The 23,032-nt window shown below is 52.4% G+C and carries 22 protein-coding genes; 8 read left to right on the top strand and 14 right to left on the bottom strand.

The annotated features are described in order from the left end of the window. Window positions 1-47: 47 nt before the first annotated feature. Window positions 48-1,208 carry a pyridoxal phosphate-dependent aminotransferase gene (locus HV477_RS05870; RefSeq protein WP_079899193.1) on the top strand — a complete coding sequence of 387 codons (1,161 nt, stop codon included), beginning with the start codon at window positions 48-50 and terminating at the stop codon, window positions 1,206-1,208. Here HV477_RS05870 and HV477_RS05865 read toward each other — a convergent pair whose 3' ends face one another. The 4 genes from HV477_RS05865 to dsbG form a co-directional block, all read right to left on the bottom strand. Beyond that, window positions 1,209-1,826 (bottom strand): ParB/RepB/Spo0J family partition protein, encoded by a 618-nt coding sequence (locus HV477_RS05865; protein WP_031622542.1) that lies wholly within the window; start codon window positions 1,824-1,826, stop codon window positions 1,209-1,211. It lies immediately after the preceding gene. Then, window positions 1,799-3,034 carry a phosphoadenosine phosphosulfate reductase gene (locus HV477_RS05860; RefSeq protein WP_079899192.1) on the bottom strand — a complete coding sequence of 412 codons (1,236 nt, stop codon included), beginning with the start codon at window positions 3,032-3,034 and terminating at the stop codon, window positions 1,799-1,801. Before HV477_RS05860 ends, HV477_RS05865 begins: the two co-directional genes overlap by 28 nt. 165 nt (window positions 3,035-3,199) lie before the next feature. Beyond that, complete coding sequence (locus HV477_RS05855; protein ID WP_052932437.1) at window positions 3,200-4,102, bottom strand: LysR family transcriptional regulator; 903 nt, start codon at window positions 4,100-4,102, stop codon at window positions 3,200-3,202. Between the two features lie 316 nt (window positions 4,103-4,418). Then, on the bottom strand, window positions 4,419-5,165 hold the full coding sequence (gene dsbG, locus HV477_RS05850) for a thiol:disulfide interchange protein DsbG (protein WP_000597122.1): 747 nt from the start codon (window positions 5,163-5,165) through the stop codon (window positions 4,419-4,421). A 440-nt stretch (window positions 5,166-5,605) separates the two neighbouring features. On the opposite strand from dsbG, the gene ahpC reads away from it, so the two are divergent. The 6 genes from ahpC to HV477_RS05820 all read left to right on the top strand — a co-directional run bounded on the left by ahpC (window position 5,606) and on the right by HV477_RS05820 (window position 12,462). After that, window positions 5,606-6,169 carry an alkyl hydroperoxide reductase subunit C gene (gene ahpC, locus HV477_RS05845; RefSeq protein WP_000052802.1) on the top strand — a complete coding sequence of 188 codons (564 nt, stop codon included), beginning with the start codon at window positions 5,606-5,608 and terminating at the stop codon, window positions 6,167-6,169. Between the two features lie 241 nt (window positions 6,170-6,410). Further along, window positions 6,411-7,976, top strand: coding sequence for an alkyl hydroperoxide reductase subunit F (gene ahpF / locus HV477_RS05840; RefSeq protein WP_000887644.1), 1,566 nt, complete (start codon window positions 6,411-6,413; stop codon window positions 7,974-7,976). Window positions 7,977-8,308: 332 nt separating this feature from the next. Further along, window positions 8,309-8,869, top strand: a complete 561-nt coding sequence (locus HV477_RS05835; protein WP_052932433.1) for a molecular chaperone — start codon at window positions 8,309-8,311, stop codon at window positions 8,867-8,869. After that, window positions 8,862-11,141 (top strand): molybdopterin-dependent oxidoreductase, encoded by a 2,280-nt coding sequence (locus tag HV477_RS05830; RefSeq protein WP_079899191.1) that lies wholly within the window; start codon window positions 8,862-8,864, stop codon window positions 11,139-11,141. Before HV477_RS05835 ends, HV477_RS05830 begins: the two co-directional genes overlap by 8 nt. Beyond that, complete coding sequence (locus HV477_RS05825) at window positions 11,138-11,695, top strand: 4Fe-4S dicluster domain-containing protein (RefSeq protein WP_001250381.1); 558 nt, start codon at window positions 11,138-11,140, stop codon at window positions 11,693-11,695. The genes HV477_RS05830 and HV477_RS05825 overlap by 4 nt, the downstream gene beginning before the upstream one ends. Beyond that, entirely contained in the window at window positions 11,695-12,462 is a 768-nt protein-coding gene (locus HV477_RS05820; protein WP_000417096.1) for a dimethyl sulfoxide reductase anchor subunit family protein, read from the top strand. The genes HV477_RS05825 and HV477_RS05820 overlap by 1 nt, the downstream gene beginning before the upstream one ends. Window positions 12,463-12,529: 67 nt before the next feature. Here HV477_RS05820 and uspG read toward each other — a convergent pair whose 3' ends face one another. Then, window positions 12,530-12,958 (bottom strand): universal stress protein UspG, encoded by a 429-nt coding sequence (uspG, locus tag HV477_RS05815; protein ID WP_000278499.1) that lies wholly within the window; start codon window positions 12,956-12,958, stop codon window positions 12,530-12,532. A gap of 222 nt (window positions 12,959-13,180) precedes the next feature. On the opposite strand from uspG, the gene HV477_RS05810 reads away from it, so the two are divergent. Further along, on the top strand, window positions 13,181-14,419 hold the full coding sequence (locus HV477_RS05810; protein ID WP_000646110.1) for a zinc-dependent alcohol dehydrogenase: 1,239 nt from the start codon (window positions 13,181-13,183) through the stop codon (window positions 14,417-14,419). A gap of 84 nt (window positions 14,420-14,503) precedes the next feature. Here HV477_RS05810 and rnk read toward each other — a convergent pair whose 3' ends face one another. The 9 genes from rnk to citC all read right to left on the bottom strand — a co-directional run bounded on the left by rnk (window position 14,504) and on the right by citC (window position 22,802). Continuing rightward, on the bottom strand, window positions 14,504-14,914 hold the full coding sequence (gene rnk / locus HV477_RS05805; RefSeq protein ID WP_000089748.1) for a nucleoside diphosphate kinase regulator: 411 nt from the start codon (window positions 14,912-14,914) through the stop codon (window positions 14,504-14,506). Between the two features lie 234 nt (window positions 14,915-15,148). Then, entirely contained in the window at window positions 15,149-15,955 is an 807-nt protein-coding gene (gene rna, locus HV477_RS05800; protein ID WP_079899190.1) for a ribonuclease I, read from the bottom strand. A gap of 109 nt (window positions 15,956-16,064) precedes the next feature. Continuing rightward, window positions 16,065-17,528 (bottom strand): citrate/succinate antiporter CitT, encoded by a 1,464-nt coding sequence (gene citT / locus HV477_RS05795; protein WP_079899189.1) that lies wholly within the window; start codon window positions 17,526-17,528, stop codon window positions 16,065-16,067. A 37-nt stretch (window positions 17,529-17,565) separates the two neighbouring features. Next, complete coding sequence (citG, locus tag HV477_RS05790; protein WP_000982655.1) at window positions 17,566-18,462, bottom strand: triphosphoribosyl-dephospho-CoA synthase CitG; 897 nt, start codon at window positions 18,460-18,462, stop codon at window positions 17,566-17,568. Then, the gene (citX, locus tag HV477_RS05785; protein WP_001236070.1) at window positions 18,434-18,985 is read right to left on the bottom strand and encodes a citrate lyase holo-[acyl-carrier protein] synthase; all 552 of its coding nucleotides are present in this window, start codon (window positions 18,983-18,985) and stop codon (window positions 18,434-18,436) included. Before citX ends, citG begins: the two co-directional genes overlap by 29 nt. Before the next feature lie 3 nt (window positions 18,986-18,988). After that, entirely contained in the window at window positions 18,989-20,518 is a 1,530-nt protein-coding gene (citF, locus tag HV477_RS05780; protein WP_000192323.1) for a citrate lyase subunit alpha, read from the bottom strand. A 9-nt stretch (window positions 20,519-20,527) separates the two neighbouring features. Beyond that, window positions 20,528-21,436 carry a citrate (pro-3S)-lyase subunit beta gene (citE, locus tag HV477_RS05775; RefSeq protein WP_000622342.1) on the bottom strand — a complete coding sequence of 303 codons (909 nt, stop codon included), beginning with the start codon at window positions 21,434-21,436 and terminating at the stop codon, window positions 20,528-20,530. Then, entirely contained in the window at window positions 21,433-21,729 is a 297-nt protein-coding gene (gene citD, locus HV477_RS05770) for a citrate lyase acyl carrier protein (protein ID WP_000700679.1), read from the bottom strand. Before citD ends, citE begins: the two co-directional genes overlap by 4 nt. Beyond that, complete coding sequence (gene citC / locus HV477_RS05765) at window positions 21,726-22,802, bottom strand: [citrate (pro-3S)-lyase] ligase (protein WP_000467872.1); 1,077 nt, start codon at window positions 22,800-22,802, stop codon at window positions 21,726-21,728. The genes citD and citC overlap by 4 nt, the downstream gene beginning before the upstream one ends. Between the last annotated feature and the right edge of the window lie 230 nt (window positions 22,803-23,032).

The raw sequence follows: 23,032 nt of genomic DNA, 5'->3' as shown, positions 1-23,032 counted from the left end.
CCTGTGATAGTGTGTCAACAACCACATCACTGGCGGGTATGAAGATAATGAGAAATAACCCACTGATTCCAAAGAGCAAATTGCCCAATCTTGGCACCACGATTTTTACGCAAATGAGCGCGCTGGCGCAGAAACATCAGGCAATAAATTTATCGCAAGGCTTCCCTGATTTTGATGGTCCTTCTTATTTGCACGAGCGGTTGGCTTATCATGTCGCGCAGGGCGCGAATCAATATGCGCCGATGACGGGCGCGCAGGCGCTGCGGGAGGCCATAGCCGATAAAACGGCGGAAATATATGGTTATCGACCCGATGACGTAAGTGATATCACCGTCACGGCGGGAGCGACAGAAGCGCTGTATGCGGCGATTACCGCGCTGGTGCGGGCAGGGGATGAGGTTATCTGTTTCGATCCCAGTTACGACAGCTATGCCCCGGCCGTGGCGCTTTCCGGCGGCGTGTTAAAACGCATAGCGCTTACGCCGCCGCATTTTCGCGTCGACTGGCAGGCGTTTTCGGCGTTGCTTAGCGAGCGCACGCGGCTGGTGATCCTCAATACGCCGCATAATCCCACCGCTACCGTCTGGCGCCAGGCGGATATCGAGGCGCTGTGGCTGGCTATCGGCGAGCGGGAAATTTATGTATTAAGCGATGAAGTGTACGAACATATTTGTTTTGCCGCCGAAGGTCATGCCAGCGTACTGGCGCACCCTCAGTTACGAGAGCGGGCGGTTGCCGTTTCATCGTTTGGTAAAACCTTTCATATGACAGGATGGAAGATTGGTTACTGCGTTGCGCCTGCGGCCATTAGCGCCGAAATACGCAAAGTTCATCAGTACCTGACGTTTTGCGTCAATACGCCGGCGCAACTGGCGTTGGCGGATATGCTGCGCGCCGCGCCGGAACACTATCGCGCGTTACCCGATTTTTACCGGAAAAAACGCGATGTGCTGGTTAACGCGCTGGCGCAAAGCCGATTAAAAGTGCTGCCCTGTGAAGGTACCTATTTTCTGTTAATCGATTACAGCGCAGTGTCGACGCTAAATGACGTTGAGTTTTGCCAGTGGCTAACCGAAGAAGTCGGTGTCGCCGCTATTCCGCTCTCTGTCTTTTGCGCCGCCCCTTTCCCGCATCAGCTTATACGTTTATGTTTCGCTAAACAGGAATCAACGCTGCTGGCCGCCGCAGAGCGCCTGTGTAAACTGTAGTTATTTAACCGTCCACGCTCTGGAGAATCGACGGTCTGCAAAAAGTTCCTGCAGTCCGTTGATCTGTTTCAGGCGCAGGACTTCATCGGCGTCCATACCTAACTCCTGTCCGATTTTGCTCTCGTCCCAGCCTAGCTGAGAAAGTTCGCGTACGATTTCGGACATGGCGTGGATCTGGTGGCGTCCGCGCGCGCGGTTATGCCGGATGGTTGCCGCCATCCGTTCGTGACGTTTTCTGTCCAGACACGCTACCGGCAGATAACCTTTCAGGCGCCTTTTCAGGACCGCTTTTCCTTTGCCCAACTCATGACGGTGAAAGCCGTCCACAATCTCGTATTCCTCCGTATTGGCCTTTACCACCACAATCGGCTGAGTAAACCCATCTTTTTCAATCGATTTAAGCAGCAATTTTTTCTCCGGCGGCGCAACGTTATTCGGGTTGTAGTCATTAGGCGAAATATGATCGTTTTTCACCCACAGGACACAATCGACTGGCTCATCGCGAAAAGGACTAACGTTATGTATCGCCATTCTAAATTCATTAATGGCGGCGATCCTTTCCTCTTCAGGCAGTCCAGAGAGAAAGTGAGTTATTTCGGTTGTGAGTCGGTGTTGCATAAGATCCCCCATTCCTGGCGTTTAGCTTTCATGCGTTCGTTATAACGCTGGTAACTCTTAGGTTTTGTCGGACTGAATGACAGCGCCCGGCACCAGTAATCATTGTTCAGTAATACTTTGCAGATCCGTCGCCATGACGGAATATCCCGCGATCCGATATCGCCCTGCTGCGTCTGTGGAATGGTGTTCATGCCTTTTTTCTTATACCACTGCAAATAAACGGCGATTTTATTACGGTAATGTTCGGCAGTGACTTCAGGCATACTGTGTAGCAGGAGCAGCGCGTACTCCTCCCAGTTAAGGTGATCGGGTTTTAAAATTTTCCGGTGGCCGTAAAAATGGCTGTCCTGCCCGGCGTATATTCCTCCGCTGAGTACGCCGCTGACTCTGGCGCACATGGCCGCCCAGCGCTCAGGTTCGATAACATGATACAGCCATAATCCCTGCCGTTGTTCCGGGCCGAATGGTTCGCAAATACGCATGTAACGGACCGGTACGCCAGCCTGATACATCAAATTATACAATGGGTTACATGATTTACCTGTTTTGGCGAACCAGGTCCAGATATCTGCGGTTTTCCAGTCATAGATGGGGTAGATATACCAGGTGTGCCCCTTGGGGGCCAACGTGGTCCAGGGCTTATCGTCGGCAAAGCGCAGCTTATGCGAGTTAGCGATAGCGACAAACCGGTTATAGGATTCGTCGGAACGAATACCGACCAGCATAGCGGCAGGGCGCTTTTCTGAAAACCAGTCGGCAAAATCGCGAACGAATTGTTCAAAAGTCATGCCGTGTTGATAAAAGGCAAAAAAGGCCGGATCGGTAATCGCATCTTCTGGCGGTTGTCGTACCCAGTCGGTACCCGGCTGCCAACACTGCCACTCCGGCTGGTATTGTGAAAGGGAATTTTGTGTGGTTAAGGGTAATGCGACCCAATAAAAACGCTCAATAACGTCCGCGTAGTATTCACGTAACGATTCAATATAGGTGATGGTACAGGAGAATTGCGCTTCCCAGTCAATGAAGAGAACATGGATCTTTTTATTCATTTTGCGCGCCAACGTTGCCGTCAGGTGCAGCATAAGTCCTGAATCTTTACCACCAGAAAATGAGACGCAGACCCGGGGTAAAGTTTTCAGGGTCCATGTTATACGCTCTTGAGCCGCTTCCAGAACATTTTGCTCAAGCGGAACTTTATAAACCGACATCTCTGGATAGTCTCCAATGTGTTAACTACAATATATTCGCAATAATTAACATAAAGGATAATCTGATTATATGAACTTGCAATGTCTTATTATATTCTCTAAGTAAATACATTCTACGAATGTATACACTTAATTTATATTATTACTCGTTCTCTGATCTCCTTATTAACGCTTTTTTGTGATGTGCTCAATGAGCTCAGCAAATCCGCTATTATTCAGCGAAGCTCTATTGTACATAAGATAGAATTGTATAGGAGCAATGGTAAAAGGTGTGGCGACTTTTTTAAGTTTGATAGAGGAAGAGTAATAGTCAACAAATGTTTGTGGTAAAAAACCAATAAGCTCCGTGGAGCTGATGGAGTTGGCGATAGTCATCACCGATTTGCTTCTTAAACCAATTATTCTCTCTCCCAGCACATCATCTATAAGTGAATGATACTCTTTCATACCGGTTGCCTGGGAGACGAGTTGCGTAAATGACTCTTGTAGAATTTCATCGATAGTGGCGGTGTCGCCTAGTCGGGGATGGTTTTCACTGCAAACCAGGATACATTCTAGCCTATTAAAGTGAGTACAAACAATAGAACGATTATTAAGTGGGGCCATTGAAACCACAACATCTGCTTTGCGGTAGGCAAGCAGATCTTCAGGCAGTTCGTCAGTGGTCAAAATGTCGTGATGTTCAATTTCAACCTGTGGATCTTTGCGGATATATTTAACTAATTTCATCGCATATTGGGTGATCAACAACTGTGGGCTGTAGATAATAAATTTTTTCTTCAGGCTGGACTGATTCATTATATTAATAGTTTGTTCCAGACTGTTAAGGTTATTTTCTAAATGATAATGTAAATTAATGCCTGTTACGGTAGGCGTAATTCCTTTGCCTGAACGAATAAATAGAGGATCATTGAATTGCGTGCGCAGGCGTTGCAATGACTGACTGACGGCAGAAGGTGTAATATAGAGTGTTTCCGCTGCTTTGCTAATGCTTAAATGTTGATAAATACATTCAAATATAACCAACAGGTTAAGATCAAATTTTTTAAGGTCGTAAAGGTTAGCCATAGTATCTTCCCGGCATTATCATGGTATCTCCCATGATTATGACTTAATCTCAATAATTTACCAGAATTATGTTTATTAAACTTAATGTAGAGTTTATTTAAACTAAAATACCACAGTTATGAATATTTTAGCGAGTAAATAATTACGGTAAAGGCGAACATAACTTACACTGATATAATCACGCCGCTAGCCTAAAAAGGCTGTGCCGGATGACATGCTGGTCTGGCGTCGCGTTAATGCCGGGAGGTGGTTGGCCCGACAAACGTAGCGCTGTCGGGCGTGGTACGGTTAAGCTTCTGCCTTGCTAATTTCTGCGTTAAGGCTGCCCCATCATGGCGTCCAGTTGCGCTTTTTCCGGTAAACCAACAACCTGTTGCAAAATCTTATCTTTATTCATGTAATAAATTGCTGGCGTCGCGTTAGCGCCAAGATCGTCCATTAACTGCTGATTCTGATTAATGACTTTCATCTGCGCCGGGGGGATGGACGCCGGAACCTCCAGCTTCATCTTTCCTGCGGAGGCTTCATAGTCATGCCAGGTTTTCGCCGGGTCTTTCGCGGCTAAAATCGCTGCGGCTGTGGCCGGGCTTTCCGGTTTAATCACGCCGACCAGTAATGTGCGTAATTGTACCTTGCCGGATTCGACCCACGGACGAGCTTGTTGCCAAAACTGCTTACAATAGGGGCAGAAAGGATCGGCAAAGACATACAGCACCACCGGCGCGTCTTTTTTACCGTCGAGTATCCATGACGCTTTTTCCATTTTCTGCCACATTTCACGTCCGGCTGGCGCATAGATCTCTTTTTCTATCAGGGCGTTGCTAAGATTTTCACCTTTTTCATTATACATATAGCCGGAAATCGCGTGTTTACCGTCCGGCGTCAGATAAATCGTGACGCCCATATCCTGATACTTTCCGAGATAGCCCTTCATACCCCCCGGCGCCTCGAAGGATTTCAGGATAGTTATACCCTGTTTTTCAATGGCTTTAACCGGCGCAGGCAGTTCTTCCGCGTGGGCGAGAATGGGCAGCATAGCAAGCAGCAATGTACGTTTAATCATATTTTTTCCTTTTAATATCAAAGCGAAAAGAGTATTAATGATGATGCCTATCGCAGACATAGGTAAGAGCTGGCGTGCCAGGATTGCCCTTTCTATGCTGGGGTGATGTAATCCTTTTCGCTGTTACAGCCTTTGTTAAGGTAATGTAGAGCGCAACACTTAGCCAGCATATACGCTATGGATTTCGAGTGGCAGGCAATACGCCTGCCATTTGCAAGACGAGTCGTACTGGCTCTGAAGTTACCTACGGGTAGTTCAGGTAATGGGGCCGCCTGTCAGGCGGCCTTTTTACTTTAGATGGCTGACAGGGCGCAGTGTTCACAATGTCGCCCGAATCGGGTTGTTAGTTAACGCTTATTGATTTGATAATGGAAACGCATTAGCCGAATCAGCAAAATTTCGTTAACTTACTCCTCAACGAAAACACGGAGGAAGTATAGATGTCCTTAATTAACACCAAAATCAAACCTTTCAAAAACCAGGCGTTCAAAAACGGTGAATTCATTGAAGTCACCGAGAAAGATACCGAAGGCCGCTGGAGCGTCTTCTTCTTCTACCCGGCCGATTTTACCTTTGTTTGCCCGACTGAACTGGGTGACGTTGCCGACCATTACGAAGAACTGCAGAAGCTGGGCGTAGACGTTTATTCCGTCTCAACCGATACTCACTTCACGCACAAAGCATGGCACAGCAGCTCTGAAACTATCGCAAAAATCAAATATGCGATGATCGGCGACCCGACTGGCGCCCTGACCCGTAACTTCGACAACATGCGTGAAGACGAAGGTTTGGCAGACCGTGCAACCTTTGTTGTTGACCCGCAGGGTATCATCCAGGCGATCGAAGTTACCGCTGAAGGTATCGGCCGTGACGCGTCTGACCTGCTGCGTAAAATTAAAGCAGCACAGTACGTTGCCGCTCACCCAGGCGAAGTATGCCCGGCGAAATGGAAAGAAGGTGAAGCGACTCTGGCTCCATCCTTAGACCTGGTCGGTAAAATCTAAATTTCCGTCGTCTTTCACGCCATAGCTGCGTTGGCGTTGCCTGCTCACCCCGGTCACTTACTTCAGTAAGCTCCCGGGGATTCTCAGGCTAGCCGCCTTACTCTGACGTGAAATACTTTGGAAATTGTTTCAGTCATGGGCGCACCCGCGCCCATTTCATTTCAGCACCATGACGCAAGTTGCATTAATGCAGTCCCGCGAAGTCGGCTTGCATGATGATGTTTTCAGAGAGGGAAGAAGAATGCTCGACACAAATATGAAAACCCAGCTCAGGGCTTACCTTGAGAAACTGACCAAACCTGTTGAGCTGATTGCCACGCTGGATGACAGCGCTAAATCGGCGGAAATCAAGGAACTGCTGGCTGAAATCGCCGAGCTGTCCGACAAAGTCACGTTTAAAGAAGACAATACTCTGCCGGTGCGCAAGCCGTCTTTCCTGATTACGAATCCAGGTTCTCAGCAAGGGCCGCGCTTTGCCGGTTCTCCGCTGGGCCACGAATTTACCTCGCTGGTTTTGGCGCTGCTGTGGACCGGCGGTCATCCGTCAAAAGAAGCGCAGTCGCTGCTGGAGCAGATTCGCGATATTGACGGCGATTTTGAATTCGAAACTTATTATTCACTCTCCTGCCATAACTGCCCGGACGTAGTGCAGGCGCTGAACCTGATGGCGGTGCTGAACCCGCGTATTAAACATACGGCAATTGATGGCGGCACCTTCCAGAACGAAATCACCGAACGTAACGTGATGGGTGTTCCGGCGGTATTTGTTAACGGTAAAGAGTTCGGCCAGGGACGTATGACTCTGACCGAGATTGTCGCCAAAGTGGATACTGGCGCAGAAAAACGCGCGGCGGAAGCGCTGAACAAACGCGATGCGTATGACGTGCTGATTGTCGGCTCCGGCCCGGCGGGCGCGGCGGCGGCGGTCTACTCGGCGCGCAAAGGCATCCGTACCGGTCTGATGGGCGAGCGCTTCGGCGGTCAGGTGCTGGATACCGTGGATATCGAAAACTATATCTCGGTGCCGAAAACCGAAGGCCAGAAACTGGCGGGCGCGCTGAAAGCGCATGTCAGCGATTACGACGTTGACGTTATCGACAGCCAGAGCGCAAGTAAACTGGTTCCGGCAGCGACAGAAGGCGGCCTGCATCAGATTGAAACGGCATCCGGCGCAGTCTTGAAAGCGCGCAGTATCATCATCGCCACCGGCGCGAAATGGCGCAACATGAACGTACCGGGCGAAGATCAGTATCGCACCAAAGGCGTGACCTACTGCCCGCACTGCGACGGCCCGCTATTTAAAGGCAAACGTGTGGCGGTCATCGGCGGCGGCAACTCCGGCGTCGAAGCGGCTATCGATCTGGCAGGTATTGTAGAACATGTTACGTTGCTGGAGTTCGCGCCGGAGATGAAGGCGGATCAGGTGCTACAGGACAAAGTGCGTAGCCTGAAAAATGTCGATATCATTTTGAATGCGCAAACGACAGAAGTGAAGGGCGACGGTTCGAAAGTGGTGGGACTGGAGTATCGTGACCGTGTCAGCGGCGATATTCATAGCGTCGCGCTGGCAGGAATTTTTGTGCAGATTGGTCTGTTGCCGAATACCCACTGGCTGGAAGGCGCGCTTGAGCGTAACCGCATGGGCGAGATCATTATTGACGCCAAATGTGAAACCAGCGTTAAGGGCGTCTTCGCCGCAGGCGATTGTACCACCGTTCCTTACAAACAGATTATCATCGCCACCGGCGAAGGGGCGAAAGCCTCGTTGAGCGCCTTTGATTATCTGATTCGTACCAAAATCGCATAAAAAGAAGTAAGCACACCTGCAAGGTCAGTTAACTGGCCATCGTAAATGGCCCGATAGTGTAAGCTATTCGGGCCTGCGGCGTTTATGCCTGGGGAACGCCGCCGGCTAAAACACCTTCTTCATTATCAATACTCTGAAACCGTCTGTTAATAACAGACGGTTTTTTATTTCAACGGTCTTCTGTTTTTAAACTTTGAAACAATAAAAAAGCCTTCTACGGATTTAACTGGAATTTTTCTGTTTTTTTATCAAAGAAAGATTAAGCGCTTCTGCTAACATGCCCATTCTTTTTTCTTGATTTATATTGCATTTGTATGTGAGGTTATTTATTCATGGATTCAATCTATGAATCACTGACGGAATTAGAAAAAACAGGGCTTACATTGCGTGATTTTTTTAATTCTCATGATAGTCATTCACTGAAATCTGCCTACGTGAGATTAAATCCCTCTGCTGCGGTAAACCTTACCGACCGGGCGTGGCTGGAAGCGGAGTATGACTTTAATGCGCTATTCGTCGGCCCTGGCAAGCTGCTGGCTGCGCCTTTCGCTTCAGTGTATCTGGAAGACGATGCGCTGGTGATGGGAAAGGCGACGCTGGAGATACGGGATTTTATGGCAGCGTTGGGATTATCGGTTAATCAGGAAAGCAATATCCCTGACGATCATATTTCCTGCGTGCTGGAATTGACCACACTATTACTGGCTAATACCCGGCAAACGTCACAATACCGATCTACTCTCACTCAATATATCAATAACTATTTAACAAAGTGGGTGCCATTATATATCGAAAAAATAAAAACTCATGCACAAACGACCACGTTATATACGGTGGCGGACATCTTATTTTATTGGCTTGATGAATTAAAACGAGAGTATCAATATGAGTAATGAGACAGGACATCTGAACAGACGTTCTTTTTTAAAGGGGATAGTGGCACTGGGCGCCGTTGCGGCTTTACCCGGAGGATTACTGACCTCCCGATGCGCGCTTGCGCAGCCGCCTGTTCCCTTTAACCCTAAAACGTACAAAATTTATCGTAACGCGTGTCCGCGTAACTGCTATGACACCTGTAGCCTCAAGACGTGGGTAAAGGACGGGGTCATTACTTTCGTGGAGGGCGCGCCGGAGTCAACATTTACTCACGGTACGCCTTGCGTCAAAGGGTTGAGCTATCCGCGCCGGGTTTATAGCCCCGATCGTATTAAATATCCCATGGCGCAGGACGTTCGCGGTAGCGGCAACTGGCGTCGCATCTCATGGGAAGAGGCGATGCAGCGCATTGCCGCCAAAATGCTGGAGATTAAGAAAAAAGACGGTTCTATGCTCGGTCTGGCGCTGACCAAATATTCCGGTAAGTTTGGCGTGCTGAACTATGCCGTTGAAGGGATGATGTCCTCGCTTGGCTATACCACCCGTTTTGCCGGTACGCCGTGCTGGCCTGCCGGTATCGACGCGCAAAACTACGACATGGGCGACATGTGGTGTAACGACCCGGAAGATATGGTGAAAGCGAAATACATCATTATCTGGGGCGCCAACCCAGCCTGGTGCTCAATGCACAGCATGAAGTACATCTATCAGGCGCGCGAGAAAGGGGCGAAGGTCGTGGTTATCGACCCGCTGCTGTCGCAGACTGCCGCCAAAGCCGATCTCTACCTGCGCGTACGGCCTGGCTCAGACGGCGCGCTGGCGCTGGGGATGGCGCGTCATCTGGTGGATAAAGGCCTGGTGGATCAGGACTTTGTCAACAACGATGCTCATGGCTATCCGGAATTTGAAGCCTATCTGCGCAGTAACGTCACCGTGGAATGGGCGGCAGAAATCTGCGGCCTGTCTGCGGATGTCATTCGCCAGCTGGCGGAAGAGTTTACGGCGGTTAAGCCGGCCACGGTCTGGATTGGTTACGGGATGCAGCGTCATGTCAACGGCGGCGCCAACGTTCGCGCTATCGATGCCTTTGTCGCTATGTCCGGCAACATCGGTGTCGAAGGCGGTGGCGCGCGTTATGGTCATCTGCATACCTGGGGTTTTAACTATAACGCCATGCTGCAGAAGCCGCCGGAGGGCGCTATTGGCATACCGGGAGCGGCGGGCACCACCAGTGAATTCGGGGCTGCCGCTGGCAGCGACGCCGTGCAGTACTCCGATCGCTCTCTGAATATTAACCAGACGGCGCAGGGGATTCTGGAGGCCAACGATCCGCCGGTTCGTATGCTGTGGGTCGCCTGTAAAAACCCGTTTGCCCAGGATTTCGATCGCAGCAAGATGAAAAAAGCGTTTGAAAAACTGGAAATGGTGGTCTGCGCCGATCAGTTCTTCAACGAAACGGTGCAACACGCTGATATCGTGCTGCCCGTTACCACCGCGTTTGAAGAGTGGAACGTGGATGCTTCTTACTGGCACTACTGGCTTTCCATTAATCAGCCGGCGATTAAGCCGATGTATGAAGCAAAATGCGACCTTGAAATCGCTACCATGCTGTCGCGCACCATTAATAAGATGGCGCCGGGTTCCTGTTCCTTCCCGCAAGAGTTCGATCACAAGCGTTGGCTGGATCAGGAGTTCAACGACGGAATGGCGAAAATGTTCGGCATCTCTTCCTGGGACGATCTGCTGGACGGGCCGAAAAAAGCGATTCTGCCAAGCTCTGCCGCCTGGTACGACCGCAAATTCAAAACGCCGTCAGGCAAGTATGAATTTAAATCTGAACTGGCGGAGAAAAACGGCCATACCGCGCTGCCGGAATACAAACCGGAAGCCGAGAGCAAACTGCCGTTCCATCTGTTTACGCCGCACGTGCAGTTTGGCCTGCACTCGCAGTTTATCAACCTGGACTGGATGCAGGTGTTCTACCCGGAACCGTTCGTTTATATCCATCCTTCTTCCGCGAAGAAAAAGGGCATCAGCGAGAACGATCTGGTCAAAGTTTTCAATGGCACCGGTGAAGTTGAGCTGCGGGCAAAAGTCACCACCAACGTGCCGGAAGATTTTCTGGTGATGTATGAAGCGTGGTTCCCGAAACGGCAGTACAACGTGCAAAACGTCGTGGCCGATACGCCTGCTGATATGGGGCTGATGAAAACTGGCGCGCCGGGCGCCGCTATCCACAGTCAGTTTGCTGACGTTGTATTGATCGGTAAAGGGGAGTCCGTAGCATGAGACGTGCGTTTTTAGTGAATAGCGATAAGTGCATCGGCTGCCGCGGCTGTGCTATGGCGTGTAAAAGCTTTAACCAACTGGAGCCGGATCGCTTCTGGCGCTACGTTTATCCGTTGGATAAAGACATCTATCCACATGAAGAGCGGGCGTTTTACTCGCTGGCCTGTAACCACTGCGAACATCCGGCCTGCGTCGCCGCCTGTCCGGTCGAAGCCTATACCAAACGTGAAGATGGCGTGGTGGTGCATAACCCTGAGCGCTGCATCGGCTGTAAAAACTGTATTCGCAACTGTCCTTATGGCGCGCCGCGTTTTAATGAAGAGACGCGTAAAGCGGAAAAATGCAGTATGTGCTACGAGCGTCTTGATATCGGTATGAATCCGGCGTGCGTAAACGCCTGTCCGGTGGGCGCCTTGTCGATTATCGATTTGGATGCCGATCCTGTGCCCGATAATGCGGTGCAGTATCCGCCAGGGTTCCCGCATATGCCACAGCTCAATCCAGGAACGCGCTTTATTCTGGCGCGCCAGCCTAAGCAGCCGGAGGACAAGTAATGGAAAAATATGAACTGCCGCTGGTGTTTTTTACGGTATTAAGCCAGATGTCTGTCGGGATGGCTTTGGTACTGACATGGCGTACGCTGCGTGGTGAAGTGGAAGGCCAGCGTTTCTATTGGTTGGCCACCGGGCTGGTGCTGGCATTGGCGTCTATTGCCGCGATTCTGCATCTGGCGCATCCCGATCGCGCTTATGATGCGCTGATTAACCTGCGACATGCCTGGTTAAGTCGGGAAATCCTTGGCGCCACGTTGTTTGGCGCAGCGGTCGGCGTAACGTTCCTGGCAAAGGGACATAAAGCGATGGCTCTTATCGCCTCCGTGTTCGGCGTGTTACTGGTGGCGGTGCAGGGGATGACCTACGCCGCGCCAGCGATGGTGGCTATCGCTAATGGGTTTACCATGCTGTTATTTTTTATTACGGTATGGGTCATGGGTTGCGCGGCGATTCCGCTGTTAAAACTCAGGCCTGCCGTTCCTGCGTTACGCCAGGGAATTGTGGTGTGTATCGCGGTACTTATCGCGGCGCCGCTGGTGTGGTTAAGCGGGGGAACGGTAATGCAGATGACGGCGCGTTCATGGTTGGCTTCACCGTTTTATCTGGCAAGCCTGGTCTGCCTTGCGCTCGCTTTTGTCGCCAGCCGTCACGGTGATTCGCGCCCGAAACTCCTGTTCGTCTTGTTATTCGTCGGCGTATTTCTGAGTCGGCTGGTCTTTTTTGGCGACACGGTGAGTACTATTGTGAATATCGGGCATTTGTACTAACGATGATGCAGTAAAAAGCCCTGCCAGGCGCGACCTGGCAGGGCGTGTCAGTTTTTAGCCGCCAGAGTTAACGCACAACCAATACCGGCAGCGTCGCATGGCGCACCACGCTTGAGGCGTTAGACCCCAACAGGTGTGTCGTGATGGACGGATTACGCGAACCGATTACCACGACATCCGCATCCAGTTCTTCGCCCATCTCATTAACGACATCGCGCACGCTACCAAAGCGAACATGCGTTTTAATTCGTGAAGGATCGATACTGAAGTGTCCCACCATCGTTTGCAGACGCGTTTCCGCCTCATGCTGTAAATGTTCTTCAAAGCGACGCACGTCGGCGGCAAAGCGGTGCAGACTCATGCTCGCGGACCCAGGCAGTACATGCAACAGATGAATGACGCCATCCTGTTGCGCCAGAAACTCAGCGTGGCGAATGGCTTTATCGCTAAGTTCCATTTCAAAAACATCAACCGGCATAATGATTGTCTTATACATACCCGTTACTCCCTGTTAATCAATACTGAATTTATTCAAGCATATAATAATGTTTCTTTCTGCTATTTGTCTGGCAATTTTAAATATTGCGACAACCTGACGTTAAAAAAGTCGTGTATTTTCCAGGAAAAATCCTAAAGCTGCCTGTTTTTCCGGCAGTCTCTCCGGGATAGCTACCCTTTTATAGTCGAACGCAACATTCACCGTTACCCCGGAGGCTGCATGAAAGCATTGACGTATCACGGTCCACATCACGTAAAGGTTGAAAACGTACCCGATCCCGGCATTGAGCAGCCTGACGATATCATTTTGCGTGTTACCGCCACCGCGATTTGCGGATCTGATTTGCATCTTTATCGCGGCAAGATCCCACAGGTAAAACATGGCGATATTTTCGGCCATGAATTTATGGGCGAAGTGGTGGAAACCGGACATGATGTAAAGAATATTCAGAAAGGGGATCGGGTCGTTATCCCGTTTGTCATTGCCTGTGGTGACTGCTTTTTCTGTCGGCTACAGCAATATTCAGCGTGTGAAAACACTAACGACGGACACGGCGCGGCGATGAATAAAAAACAGATCCCGCCACCGGCGGCGCTGTTTGGGTATAGCCATCTGTATGGAGGCGTTCCCGGCGGACAGGCCGAATATGTTCGCGTGCCAAAAGGTAATGTCGGTCCATTTAAGGTGCCGCCGCTGTTATCTGACGATAAGGCGCTGTTTCTTTCTGATATTTTGCCTACCGCCTGGCAGGCGGCAAAAAATGCCCAGATTCAGCAAGGTTCCAGCGTGGCGGTTTTTGGCGCAGGGCCGGTAGGATTACTGACTATCGCCTGTGCGCGACTGCTGGGCGCGGAGCAGATCTTCGTCGTTGATCACCACGCCTGGCGCCTGCGTTTCGCCGAAGAACGTTACGGCGCGATACCGATCAACTTCGATGATGAGAACGATCCGGCGGAAAAAATCATCGAGCAGACGGCAGGACACCGCGGCGTGGACGCGGTAATTGATGCCGTAGGCTTTGAAGCGAAAGGCAGCATGACGGAGACGGTGCTGACGAACCTTAAACTGGAAGGCAGCAGCGGCAAAGCGCTGCGACAATGTATCGCGGCGGTCAGACGTGGCGGCGTGGTCAGCGTGCCCGGCGTGTATGCCGGTTTTATTCACGGCTTTTTATTCGGCGACGCCTTTGATAAGGGGCTAACTTTTAAAATGGGTCAAACCCATGTTCACGCGTGGCTGGGGGAATTATTACCGCTTATTGAAAAAGGGTTGCTGAAGCCGGAGGAGATTGTCACGCATTATATGCCGTTTGAAGAGGCGGCGCGCGGCTACGAAATTTTCGAAAAACGCGAAGAAGAGTGCCGGAAGGTCATTCTGGTGCCGGGAGCGACGTCGGCACAAGCGGCGCAGAAACAGGCGACGGGAGTAGTCAACCCGATGCCAGGCGGCGTTGTCTGAAGCAGGCAGAAATGAAAGGGCTAACGGAAAGAGGATGCGCAGGCATCCTCTGTGTAAACGCATTAACGCTTATGCAGATGGGGTTTAACGCAGGAAGTCGCCCGCGGCTTCAGGCTGATATTCGAGTTCCAGCACTTCGAGATGGGTGGAGGCGCCGCCCGGCAGTTCCCAGTGAATGGTGTCGCCGACGCGCAGTCCCAGCAACGCCGCGCCGACGGGCGCCATTACCGAAAGCTGGGTACTGCTGTCCGTCATATTGGCGGGGTACACCAGCGTCCGCACGCGTGTTTCACCATCGCTCAAATTGCGGAATTTAACGCGGCTGTTCATGGTGACGACATCGTTCGGCATCTCTTGTGGCGAACACATTTGCGCGCGATCCAGTTCGGCGTTGAGCGCGTCGGCAATCGGCAGATCCGCATACGCAGGCTGTTCCAGAAGACGATCAATACGTTCGGCGTCAAGGTCGTTAATGATAATAGTGGGTCTGGACATTTCTTACTCCATGTCATCGATACTGCGAGTAGTGCAGGTAAATGGTCCCAAAAGAAAACCCTCACCGTCTGGCGGCGAGGGTTTAACTCTCATGATGATACTGAGACTTACCCCGTCTTTGAAGTGATTTAGTTCACATTCGGGTAAATCCTCAAACGTCATAGCCCTGAGTGAATTTTAGTCTACATTCGGGCGTGTTCTCAAATGTGGCTACGGTTTTAAACCTCTGCTTCGTCAATAACCGGCTTTATCGATAATAAACTGTTTCCCGCAGTTGCCGGGATGCGGCTGCGGCAGGAATGAGGCAAAGGAGAGCGGGGCGTTAATCATCGACGCCTTTAATGAAAACTGAATCTCTGTTAAATAGGCGGGATTGCCATGGCAGTTTACTTTAACGGCTTTGACATTATCCTGGCCCCACGTTTGTGCGACGACGCTATCAAACTCAGCGCGGCTAACGGTCTTGCCGTAATTATCCGCCAGAAACTGCCCCAGTGCGCTGTCTTTTATCGCCTTATCCAGCCGTATCATGGTGCCGAAATAGGCATTGGAATCAAACCCGAAACAGGCGCCATGTTTAGCATATTCGTAGCGCTCCAGACAGGAATTCCCCCCCGCGCCGGGCATCACTTCCTTAAGCGCTGCCGCGATGTCAGGCGAAAGTCCGGGGGCGGGGGCGGAGCATTTCCGGCTGGCCTTGACTTCAGGCAGATTCGGGATTGGCCGCGTCGCACAACCAAAGCGCTGCCAGCGTCTCTGGTCAACACCGTGTGCGGCGATAGATTTGGGTAATCCAGGCCACAGGCCGTGGACGGTCAGAAAGTCTGCTTTGTTGGCTGGCTCTTTTTGCAGACGGCACTCATCGGGTTCCCGATGGCGGCGTTCATGCTGGCTTTGACAAAAACCGGTTTGCCAGGAAAGCGCCAGCACATAGTCAGTGAAATCACCGTACTGTTGCGCCTGAAGTTCGTCGGCGTTGGCGGCAAAAATCGGGGTTAAGAGGGCAGCCAGCAGCGGACTGTAATGCCATATTGTGTTCATGATGAATTCGATAATTTATAGACATTATGAATGTTACTCATTTAATCATAAAAAATGCCGCTCAGGTGAACCTGAACGGCATCATTTTTAACCTACGTTGGCGTAATGTTTAATTCCACATTGCCAGAATCGGCCAGCCCACCAGCAACAGCATCGTGATATAGATAACGCCAAAGATTGCGCCAAGCCGCCAGTAGTCTCTGGATTTCACGTAACCGCAGCCGTAGATAATCACACCAGGGCCGGTGGCATACGGCGTCAGACAGCCCATGATACCGATAGACAGCACCAGCAGAATACACAGTTGTTCCATCGGAACGCCCGGAATGCCTTTACCCACCGCCAGAATGACCGGCAGCATGGTCGCGGTGTGAGCGGAAAGACTGGCGAACAGATAGTGCGCGAAATAGAACACCAGTACCAGTACAATCACGGTTGCATCCGGCGAGAAACCTTCCAGATGCGTACTCATGGTATTGGCGAACCAGTCAATAAAGCCGGAGCGGGTTAAGCCATTGGCCATGACCACCAGCGTAGCGAGGTTCACCAGGGTGTTCCAGGCGCTGTTGTAGCGCGTAATGTCTTTCCACGGCACAACATGCAGCGCCAGCATCAGCGAGACGGCCAGCAGACCCACGGCAGTGGCGTTGATGATTTTTCCACCAAAAACCCACAATCCTAAGCTAAGCAGCACCAGGCCAATCAGCGTCCACTCTTTGCGGGACAGACGCCCCATGTTTTTTAACTCGCCGCCAGCCCAGGCCGCGACTTCCGCACTGTGGGTCACTTCAGGTTTATAAAGCACATAGGAGAGCCACGGCGCAACGATCAGTAAAATAATCCCTACCGGCAGAAAGCTGAGAAACCACTGCAGCCAGCTAATCTGGACCCCGGCGATCTTGCTGACGAACTCCAGACCTAACACGTTTGGCGCCGCGCCAGTGACAAACATCGAAGAGCTCAGGCTGGTACTGATCACCATCATCCACATCAAATAACCGCCGATGCGGCGTGCGGAAGGATCGTTTGGAAACGATTTAAACAGCGGCGGCAGGTTCTTGATGACCGGGAAGACAGTCCCGCCGGTACGAGCCGTATTGGAGGGAGTAAACGGCGCCAGCAAAATATCGATAATGACAATCGCATAGCCGAGCGTCAGCGTGCGTTTACCCATGAATTTTACCAGAAACAGCGCAATGCGGCGCCCCAGCCCGGTCACTTCGTAGCCCAGCGCGAAAATAAACGCGCCGAAAACCAGCCAGACCGTGGTGCTGGAGAAACCGGCAAGCCCCCATTTCAGCGCCTGTTTACTGGCTTTAAACGCCGGATCGGCCAGTTCTGAAGCGTCAAATAGCAGGTAATTGCTGCCGATAACGCAAATGGTTACGGCGATAAAACTGATCGCTGTCGCCGGGATCGGCTCCAGGATCATACCGACAATCATCGCGACGAAAACCGCAAAATAGTGCCAGGCCTGCGGCGGCATACCATCTGGAACAGGAATTAGCAACATGACGCCCATCACCACTAATGGGGCCAACAACTTCCATATATTATCTTTGGATAAAGACATAAATGACTCTCCGGAAAGGATATTTTCTATAATTGTGTTAATGATTAACTTGCGAAATTTGCGCTAAAAACCAGGTCACGATCAGCAGATCGGCGCTACCGCCTGGGCTGAGATTGCGTTCAATGCATTGCTGATCGAACCGGTGGAGATAAACGAGATCGTCAGGCGTCCGTATGCCGCCCTGATGTAATAAGACCGCCGCCTGCTGCTGTAACCAGCGCAGACCGTCCGCCCCGCCGCGCGACGCGACGTTGGTATCGCCGTTAAGCGACATCAGCAGCAGTAAGGTATCAAGCAGCGCCAGTTCCGGATCGCGCCCCTGCGCCAGCAATGCGCGGTAGTGCGGTAACGCGTGGCGGATGACCAGCGGATAGCCCGCTTCCGCTTCGCCGCGCGCGCCGGTTAATCCCAGTTGCTGATACAGCCGCTGACCTGCGGTGAGCTGTAGGTTGTTCTGGCGCAGTTCGCGCGTGGTCAGGCCGCGGCAAAAATCGGCGGCGGTAGCGCAGAGTGTTTCTGCAGCGATCGGCTGGCGTAGCTGATACAGGCGGCCAATGGCGGCGCACAGTAACCCCAGCGAGAAAATGCTGCCTTTATGGGTATTGACGCCCGCCGTTGCGCGAAACATCGCTGCTTCACAGGCCATCCCCAATGGACGCAGGCCCGCCAGAACTGACTCTGGCGGCAGGCGCGTGCAGCTGGCGCCATATTCCATAAAGCGCGGCAGCCAGTGTCGAATCGCCTCCGCGCTGCGGTGAAAATCCGCCAGCGCCATATCTTTGTGCGCGCCGCAGTTTAGTCGGTCTACCAGACCGGGTTTTGGCGATAAATTTACCTCGGTCAGCATGGCGCGCCAGGCCAAATCGGCCCAGGCGTCATACAGCGACTGAGGCTGAATGGAGGCGTTAGTCGGGTTGGCGGGAATCGGCATCATGCAGCAGCGCCTCCATATGAATCAGTAAATCAGTCAGCGCGTGGGTTTTACCCCGCGCGCATTCAGCCGCGCTTTGCCCGCACAGCAGACAGCGGCGAGCGGGAAGCGCGAAATGGCGGCGGGAGAGTATTTCGCCTTCCGCCGTCAGGACATCGATATCCCACAGGCGCCCCAGTGGATAACGCTGTTCAAGTGCGATGGTCGCCTGTTTGAGCGCCTGAGCGGGCGCGTCAATCGCCAGCAGTCCTTCCGGCCCGCTGGCGGAAACCAGTGCAGCCTGCTCCCGGATAGTCCAGCCATACTCTTCTGCCAGCGTGTGCAGGGCAGCCACGCCGTGATTAAAGATCCGGCGGGTTAACGCGCTGTCTTTCATCGGGCCTGGCGCCACCACGGTAAAGGAGACCAGCGGAGTAGCGTGACGCGTTAGCCAGGCGCGCTGTCTTGCTTGTCTCTCATCCCGGCTGGCGAGCAGCTCAGGAATAGAAACGTCGTGACAGGTGGCGAGTTCAGGAAACAGGCGCATGGCTTATTCCTTCACCTGATGCACCACATCGATCACTGAACCGTCGCGATAACGCACGACAGCAATCACGCGGTCGGTGAATTCGATAGGGCGGGGCTGACCGGTAAGCAGTTGCGCGCGTTCGCGCAGCCACTCAATCGATACCACTTTCATTCCCGCTGCTTTCAGGCGTTCAGCCAGCTCCGGACGCGCCGGATTGACGGCGATACCGTGATCGGTGACCAGAATGTCGACGCTGGAGCCTGGTGTGACGCAGGTGGTGACGTTATCAACCAGCGTTGGGATGCGACCGCGTACCAGCGGCGCGACGATGATGGACAGCGCCGCCGCGACGGCGGTATCGCAGTGACCGCCGGACGCGCCGCGTAGAACGCCGTCGGAGCCGGTCAGCACGTTAACATTGAAGTGAGTGTCTACTTCCAGCGCGCTCAGTACCACCACGTCCAGACGGTCGACGGAAGCGCCTTTAGAGCCCCAGTTGGCGTACTGGTTAGCGCTGATTTCGATATGGTTCGGGTTGCGGGCCAAAGATTGCGCAGCGTTACGATCGAAGCTCTGAACGTCAAGCAGTTTGCGGATTAAGCCCTTTTCATGCAGGTCGACCATGGTGGCGGTGATACCGCCCAGCGCGAAATTAGCCACAATGTTGCGGCTACGCATTTTGTCTTCCAGGAAGCGGGTGACCGCCAGCGATGCGCCGCCGGTGCCGGTTTGTAGGGAGAAACCTTCGTTGAAGTAGCCGGAGTGAGCAATGACTTCCGCCGCACTGCGGGCGATCAGCAGTTCACGCGGATTAGTGGTCATGCGGGTCGCGCCAGCGCCGATTTTGTTTGCATCACCGACTTCTTCGATTTGCACGATCAGATCAACCTGATCCTGAGCGATGCTTGCCGGGTTATGCGGATACGGCAGCAGTTGCTCCGTCAGCATCACGACCTGCTTCGCGCTGTCGGCATCCACCATCGCGTAGCCCAGTGAACCGCAACAGGCTTTGCCGGTATAACCGTTAGCATTACCGAATTCATCGCAGGAGGGCACGCCAAGAAACGCAACATCAATATTGAGTTCGCCGCTTTGTACCAGATGCACACGACCGCCGTGGGAGTGAATCTGAACCGGCTCAGCCAGCAGGCCGCGAGAAATTTCTTCCGCCAGCGGGCCGCGCAGGCCTGACGTGTAGATGCGGCTGACCACCCCGTTACGAATGTGTTCAACCAGCGGCGCGTGGCAGTCGCTCAGCGAGCTGGAGGCCAGGGTCAGATTTTTGAAGCCCATCTTCGCGATGGTTTCCATCACCAGGTTAATCGTCAGATCGCCGCCGCGAAACGCGTGGTGAAAGGAAAGCGTCATGCCGTCGCGTAAACCGGAACGGCGGATGGCCTCTTCCAGGCTGGCGCACAGTTTGTGGTCGCGCGGTTTTTGCGCTTGTAGATCCAATTTTGCCGCACTTTGGTAAGCGCTCAGTTCGCTTTCAGCGTGACGGCTCCAGGCTGCTACGCGATCCTGGCGTTGAGATTCATTTTTCTGCGTCATTTTTTTGCCTTATTCTTCGCGAATACCGGAAAGTTCTGCACGGGAGAGCACCAGACGGGCGCGTTCAATCACCGGGCTGTCGACCATCTTGCCGTTAAGGGAAACGACGCCGAGACCTTCGCGGGCGGCGGCTTCTGCGGCCTCAACGACCAGACGCGCATGGGCGACCTCTTTACGCGTCGGCGCATAAAGGTTGTGCAGCAGTTCGATCTGGCGGGGGTTGATCAGTGACTTACCGTCAAAGCCCAACTGTTTAATGTGGGCGGCTTCTTGCAGGAAACCGGCTTCGTTGTTGGCGTCGGAATAGACGGTATCGAAGGCCTGAATGCCGGCGGAACGCGCGGCCTGCAAAATGGCGCAGCGGGCGAACAGCAGTTCGGTGCCTTCCGGAGAGCGTTCGGTGCGCAGGTTGCGAACATAGTCTTCCGCGCCCAGCGCAATCCCGATCAACCGTTCAGAGGCGTGGGCGATTTCTACCGCGCGGGTAATACCCAGCGGCGATTCCACGGCGGCTAACAGGCCGGTACTGCCCGGTTCGCGACCGCAGGCGTTTTCAATGCGCAGAATTTCGTTTTCGATATCAATGACGTCCTGCGCGGTGTCGGTTTTCGGTAAACGCACCACGTCCGCGCCGCCGCGCACGACCGCTTCCAGATCGTTGACGCCCCATTCGGAGTCCAGCGCATTCACGCGGACAATGGTTTCGACGTCACGGTAAAGCGGGTGTTGCAGCGCGTGATATACCAGACGGCGCGCCGCGTCTTTTTCGCGTAATGCAACGGAGTCTTCCAGGTCGAACATCAGCGCGTCGGCCGGATAGATAAACGAATTGCTCACCATCGCCGCGTTGGCGCCCGGTACGAATAACATACTGCGGCGGGTGCGGGTTTTACGTTGTTGCAGAGAGGCGGAAATCATTGGCGATCCTCCCAGGGCAGAGCGGCAATACCGCTGGCGCGCGCCAGTAGCGTTTCCAGTCGGGCGCGCAAAATGCAGTCCAGAGCGCCTTTATCATCGACGTTCAGTTGTACGCCGCGCACGTCGTAGCGAGAAAGCACCTCCAGGATGGTGGCGCGAATGGCCTCGCCAAACTGTTTTTCAACGCTACTGTTGATTTGCAGGTCAATATCCTGCGTATCGAGCGGCGCAATGCGTATCATCACATCGCCGGACTCAAGCGTGCCTGCGACGGCTAGCTGGTTTATTTTCATTTTTCACCTGTTGCTAAGACGGGGGACTTTTGACGGGCTGCCGCGCTGCCCGGATGGCGTTCGACCATGCCCTGCAAATAGCGCAGGGTGGCGTCGGGAACCAGCGGCGCGATAGCCGTGAGATCGTGTTTAACCAGCAGCTTGCGTACCCAGGAGGCGGATATCGGCGTCTCCTGGAAGCAAAGCCGCTCTATTTCCACCAGCGTAATGGGTGGGGCGGGAAGCGTTGGCGTCTCCAGCCAGAAACGCATATCAAGGTTGTACTGGGCGGTAACGGTGCAAAACGGTTCCGTACCGACAAAGCGGTGTGTGATGCCAAGCGCGGGCGCCAGATACTGGCGAAAAATCTTCAGGTCGATTTCGGTATAACAGTGATTAATGACGCTCTGCTCTTTAATGAAATAGCAGGGGAACGTCGCCCGAGAAATAATGTATTCGGAGCCGCGGTGAACGGTTAAGCGCGGGATATCGGTGGTCCCTTTAAGAACCAGATCGAGTCGGTCTTCATAGGGAAAGCGTGATGTATCTTCTTTGACCAGGAACAGATGCAGCCAGTCGCACTGTGCCGCCGCCTGTTGGATCAGATAGCGATGGCCGTGCGTGAAAGGATTGGCGTTCATCACAATACAGCCAATTTTCTTTCCCTCATGACGCAATGTCGCCAGCGATTCCGCATACCGTTTCAACCGGGTCGCGCTATTTTCCATTAAGACCATTACGCCAGGGACGCTGGCTATCGTCGAAAAGCTGCACTGTTTAAACAGCGCTTCGTATTCCGTTTTGGTATAAATAAAAAGATGGGTGCAGTGCCGCTCCCAGGCGAGATTAATCAATTCCGTCGCCAGCGTTAACGCTAAGCCTTCGCCGCGTACTGATTCGCTAATGGCCACGCATTTAATGATATTTCCGGCAATACCGCCGCAGGCAATAAGACGGTCATCACGGCTGACGGTAATAAACACTTCTACAGTGGTATCGACGCTTAAATCATTCTCTTTGAGAAAGTGAGCGATCTCCGCCATTTTTTTATTTTCAGAGCGTTTTACCCGAGTGAATACATTATTGCCAAACATAGTAAGAAATATCCTGGTGATATGCTTGTTGCCACTTTTCTGTATATGTTGCGCTGTGTTGCAACTTGATAACTTTTTCTTTTCAGTCAGAGTGGGAGTATTTTTATGACGAGTTATTTATTTTTTCTCACTGACGTATACATCGTAAGGAGTATTTTGGTGGTAAATTTTGATTTATTTCACAAAGCGTTAGATGGTTTTTAAGTGTTTTATGGTTTTAAGTTTTTTAA

Source organism: Salmonella sp. SG203, assembly GCF_013350575.1.
GTDB lineage: Bacteria > Pseudomonadota > Gammaproteobacteria > Enterobacterales > Enterobacteriaceae > Salmonella > Salmonella enterica.
Note: the sequence above shows the minus strand (reverse complement) of the source record. Positions and strands in the feature narration are given on the sequence as shown.

What these genes read in the sequence shown, in the direction of transcription:
- HV477_RS05870 (WP_079899193.1), top strand. Translation starts at nt 48, where the DNA reads ATGAGAAATAACCCACTGATTCCAAAGAGCAAATTGCCCAATCTTGGC.
- HV477_RS05865 (WP_031622542.1), bottom strand. Translation starts at nt 1,826, where the DNA reads ATGCAACACCGACTCACAACCGAAATAACTCACTTTCTCTCTGGACTG.
- HV477_RS05860 (WP_079899192.1), bottom strand. Translation starts at nt 3,034, where the DNA reads ATGTCGGTTTATAAAGTTCCGCTTGAGCAAAATGTTCTGGAAGCGGCT.
- HV477_RS05855 (WP_052932437.1), bottom strand. Translation starts at nt 4,102, where the DNA reads ATGGCTAACCTTTACGACCTTAAAAAATTTGATCTTAACCTGTTGGTT.
- dsbG (WP_000597122.1), bottom strand. Translation starts at nt 5,165, where the DNA reads ATGATTAAACGTACATTGCTGCTTGCTATGCTGCCCATTCTCGCCCAC.
- ahpC (WP_000052802.1), top strand. Translation starts at nt 5,606, where the DNA reads ATGTCCTTAATTAACACCAAAATCAAACCTTTCAAAAACCAGGCGTTC.
- ahpF (WP_000887644.1), top strand. Translation starts at nt 6,411, where the DNA reads ATGCTCGACACAAATATGAAAACCCAGCTCAGGGCTTACCTTGAGAAA.
- HV477_RS05835 (WP_052932433.1), top strand. Translation starts at nt 8,309, where the DNA reads ATGGATTCAATCTATGAATCACTGACGGAATTAGAAAAAACAGGGCTT.
- HV477_RS05830 (WP_079899191.1), top strand. Translation starts at nt 8,862, where the DNA reads ATGAGTAATGAGACAGGACATCTGAACAGACGTTCTTTTTTAAAGGGG.
- HV477_RS05825 (WP_001250381.1), top strand. Translation starts at nt 11,138, where the DNA reads ATGAGACGTGCGTTTTTAGTGAATAGCGATAAGTGCATCGGCTGCCGC.
- HV477_RS05820 (WP_000417096.1), top strand. Translation starts at nt 11,695, where the DNA reads ATGGAAAAATATGAACTGCCGCTGGTGTTTTTTACGGTATTAAGCCAG.
- uspG (WP_000278499.1), bottom strand. Translation starts at nt 12,958, where the DNA reads ATGTATAAGACAATCATTATGCCGGTTGATGTTTTTGAAATGGAACTT.
- HV477_RS05810 (WP_000646110.1), top strand. Translation starts at nt 13,181, where the DNA reads ATGAAAGCATTGACGTATCACGGTCCACATCACGTAAAGGTTGAAAAC.
- rnk (WP_000089748.1), bottom strand. Translation starts at nt 14,914, where the DNA reads ATGTCCAGACCCACTATTATCATTAACGACCTTGACGCCGAACGTATT.
- rna (WP_079899190.1), bottom strand. Translation starts at nt 15,955, where the DNA reads ATGAACACAATATGGCATTACAGTCCGCTGCTGGCTGCCCTCTTAACC.
- citT (WP_079899189.1), bottom strand. Translation starts at nt 17,528, where the DNA reads ATGTCTTTATCCAAAGATAATATATGGAAGTTGTTGGCCCCATTAGTG.
- citG (WP_000982655.1), bottom strand. Translation starts at nt 18,462, where the DNA reads ATGATGCCGATTCCCGCCAACCCGACTAACGCCTCCATTCAGCCTCAG.
- citX (WP_001236070.1), bottom strand. Translation starts at nt 18,985, where the DNA reads ATGCGCCTGTTTCCTGAACTCGCCACCTGTCACGACGTTTCTATTCCT.
- citF (WP_000192323.1), bottom strand. Translation starts at nt 20,518, where the DNA reads ATGACGCAGAAAAATGAATCTCAACGCCAGGATCGCGTAGCAGCCTGG.
- citE (WP_000622342.1), bottom strand. Translation starts at nt 21,436, where the DNA reads ATGATTTCCGCCTCTCTGCAACAACGTAAAACCCGCACCCGCCGCAGT.
- citD (WP_000700679.1), bottom strand. Translation starts at nt 21,729, where the DNA reads ATGAAAATAAACCAGCTAGCCGTCGCAGGCACGCTTGAGTCCGGCGAT.
- citC (WP_000467872.1), bottom strand. Translation starts at nt 22,802, where the DNA reads ATGTTTGGCAATAATGTATTCACTCGGGTAAAACGCTCTGAAAATAAA.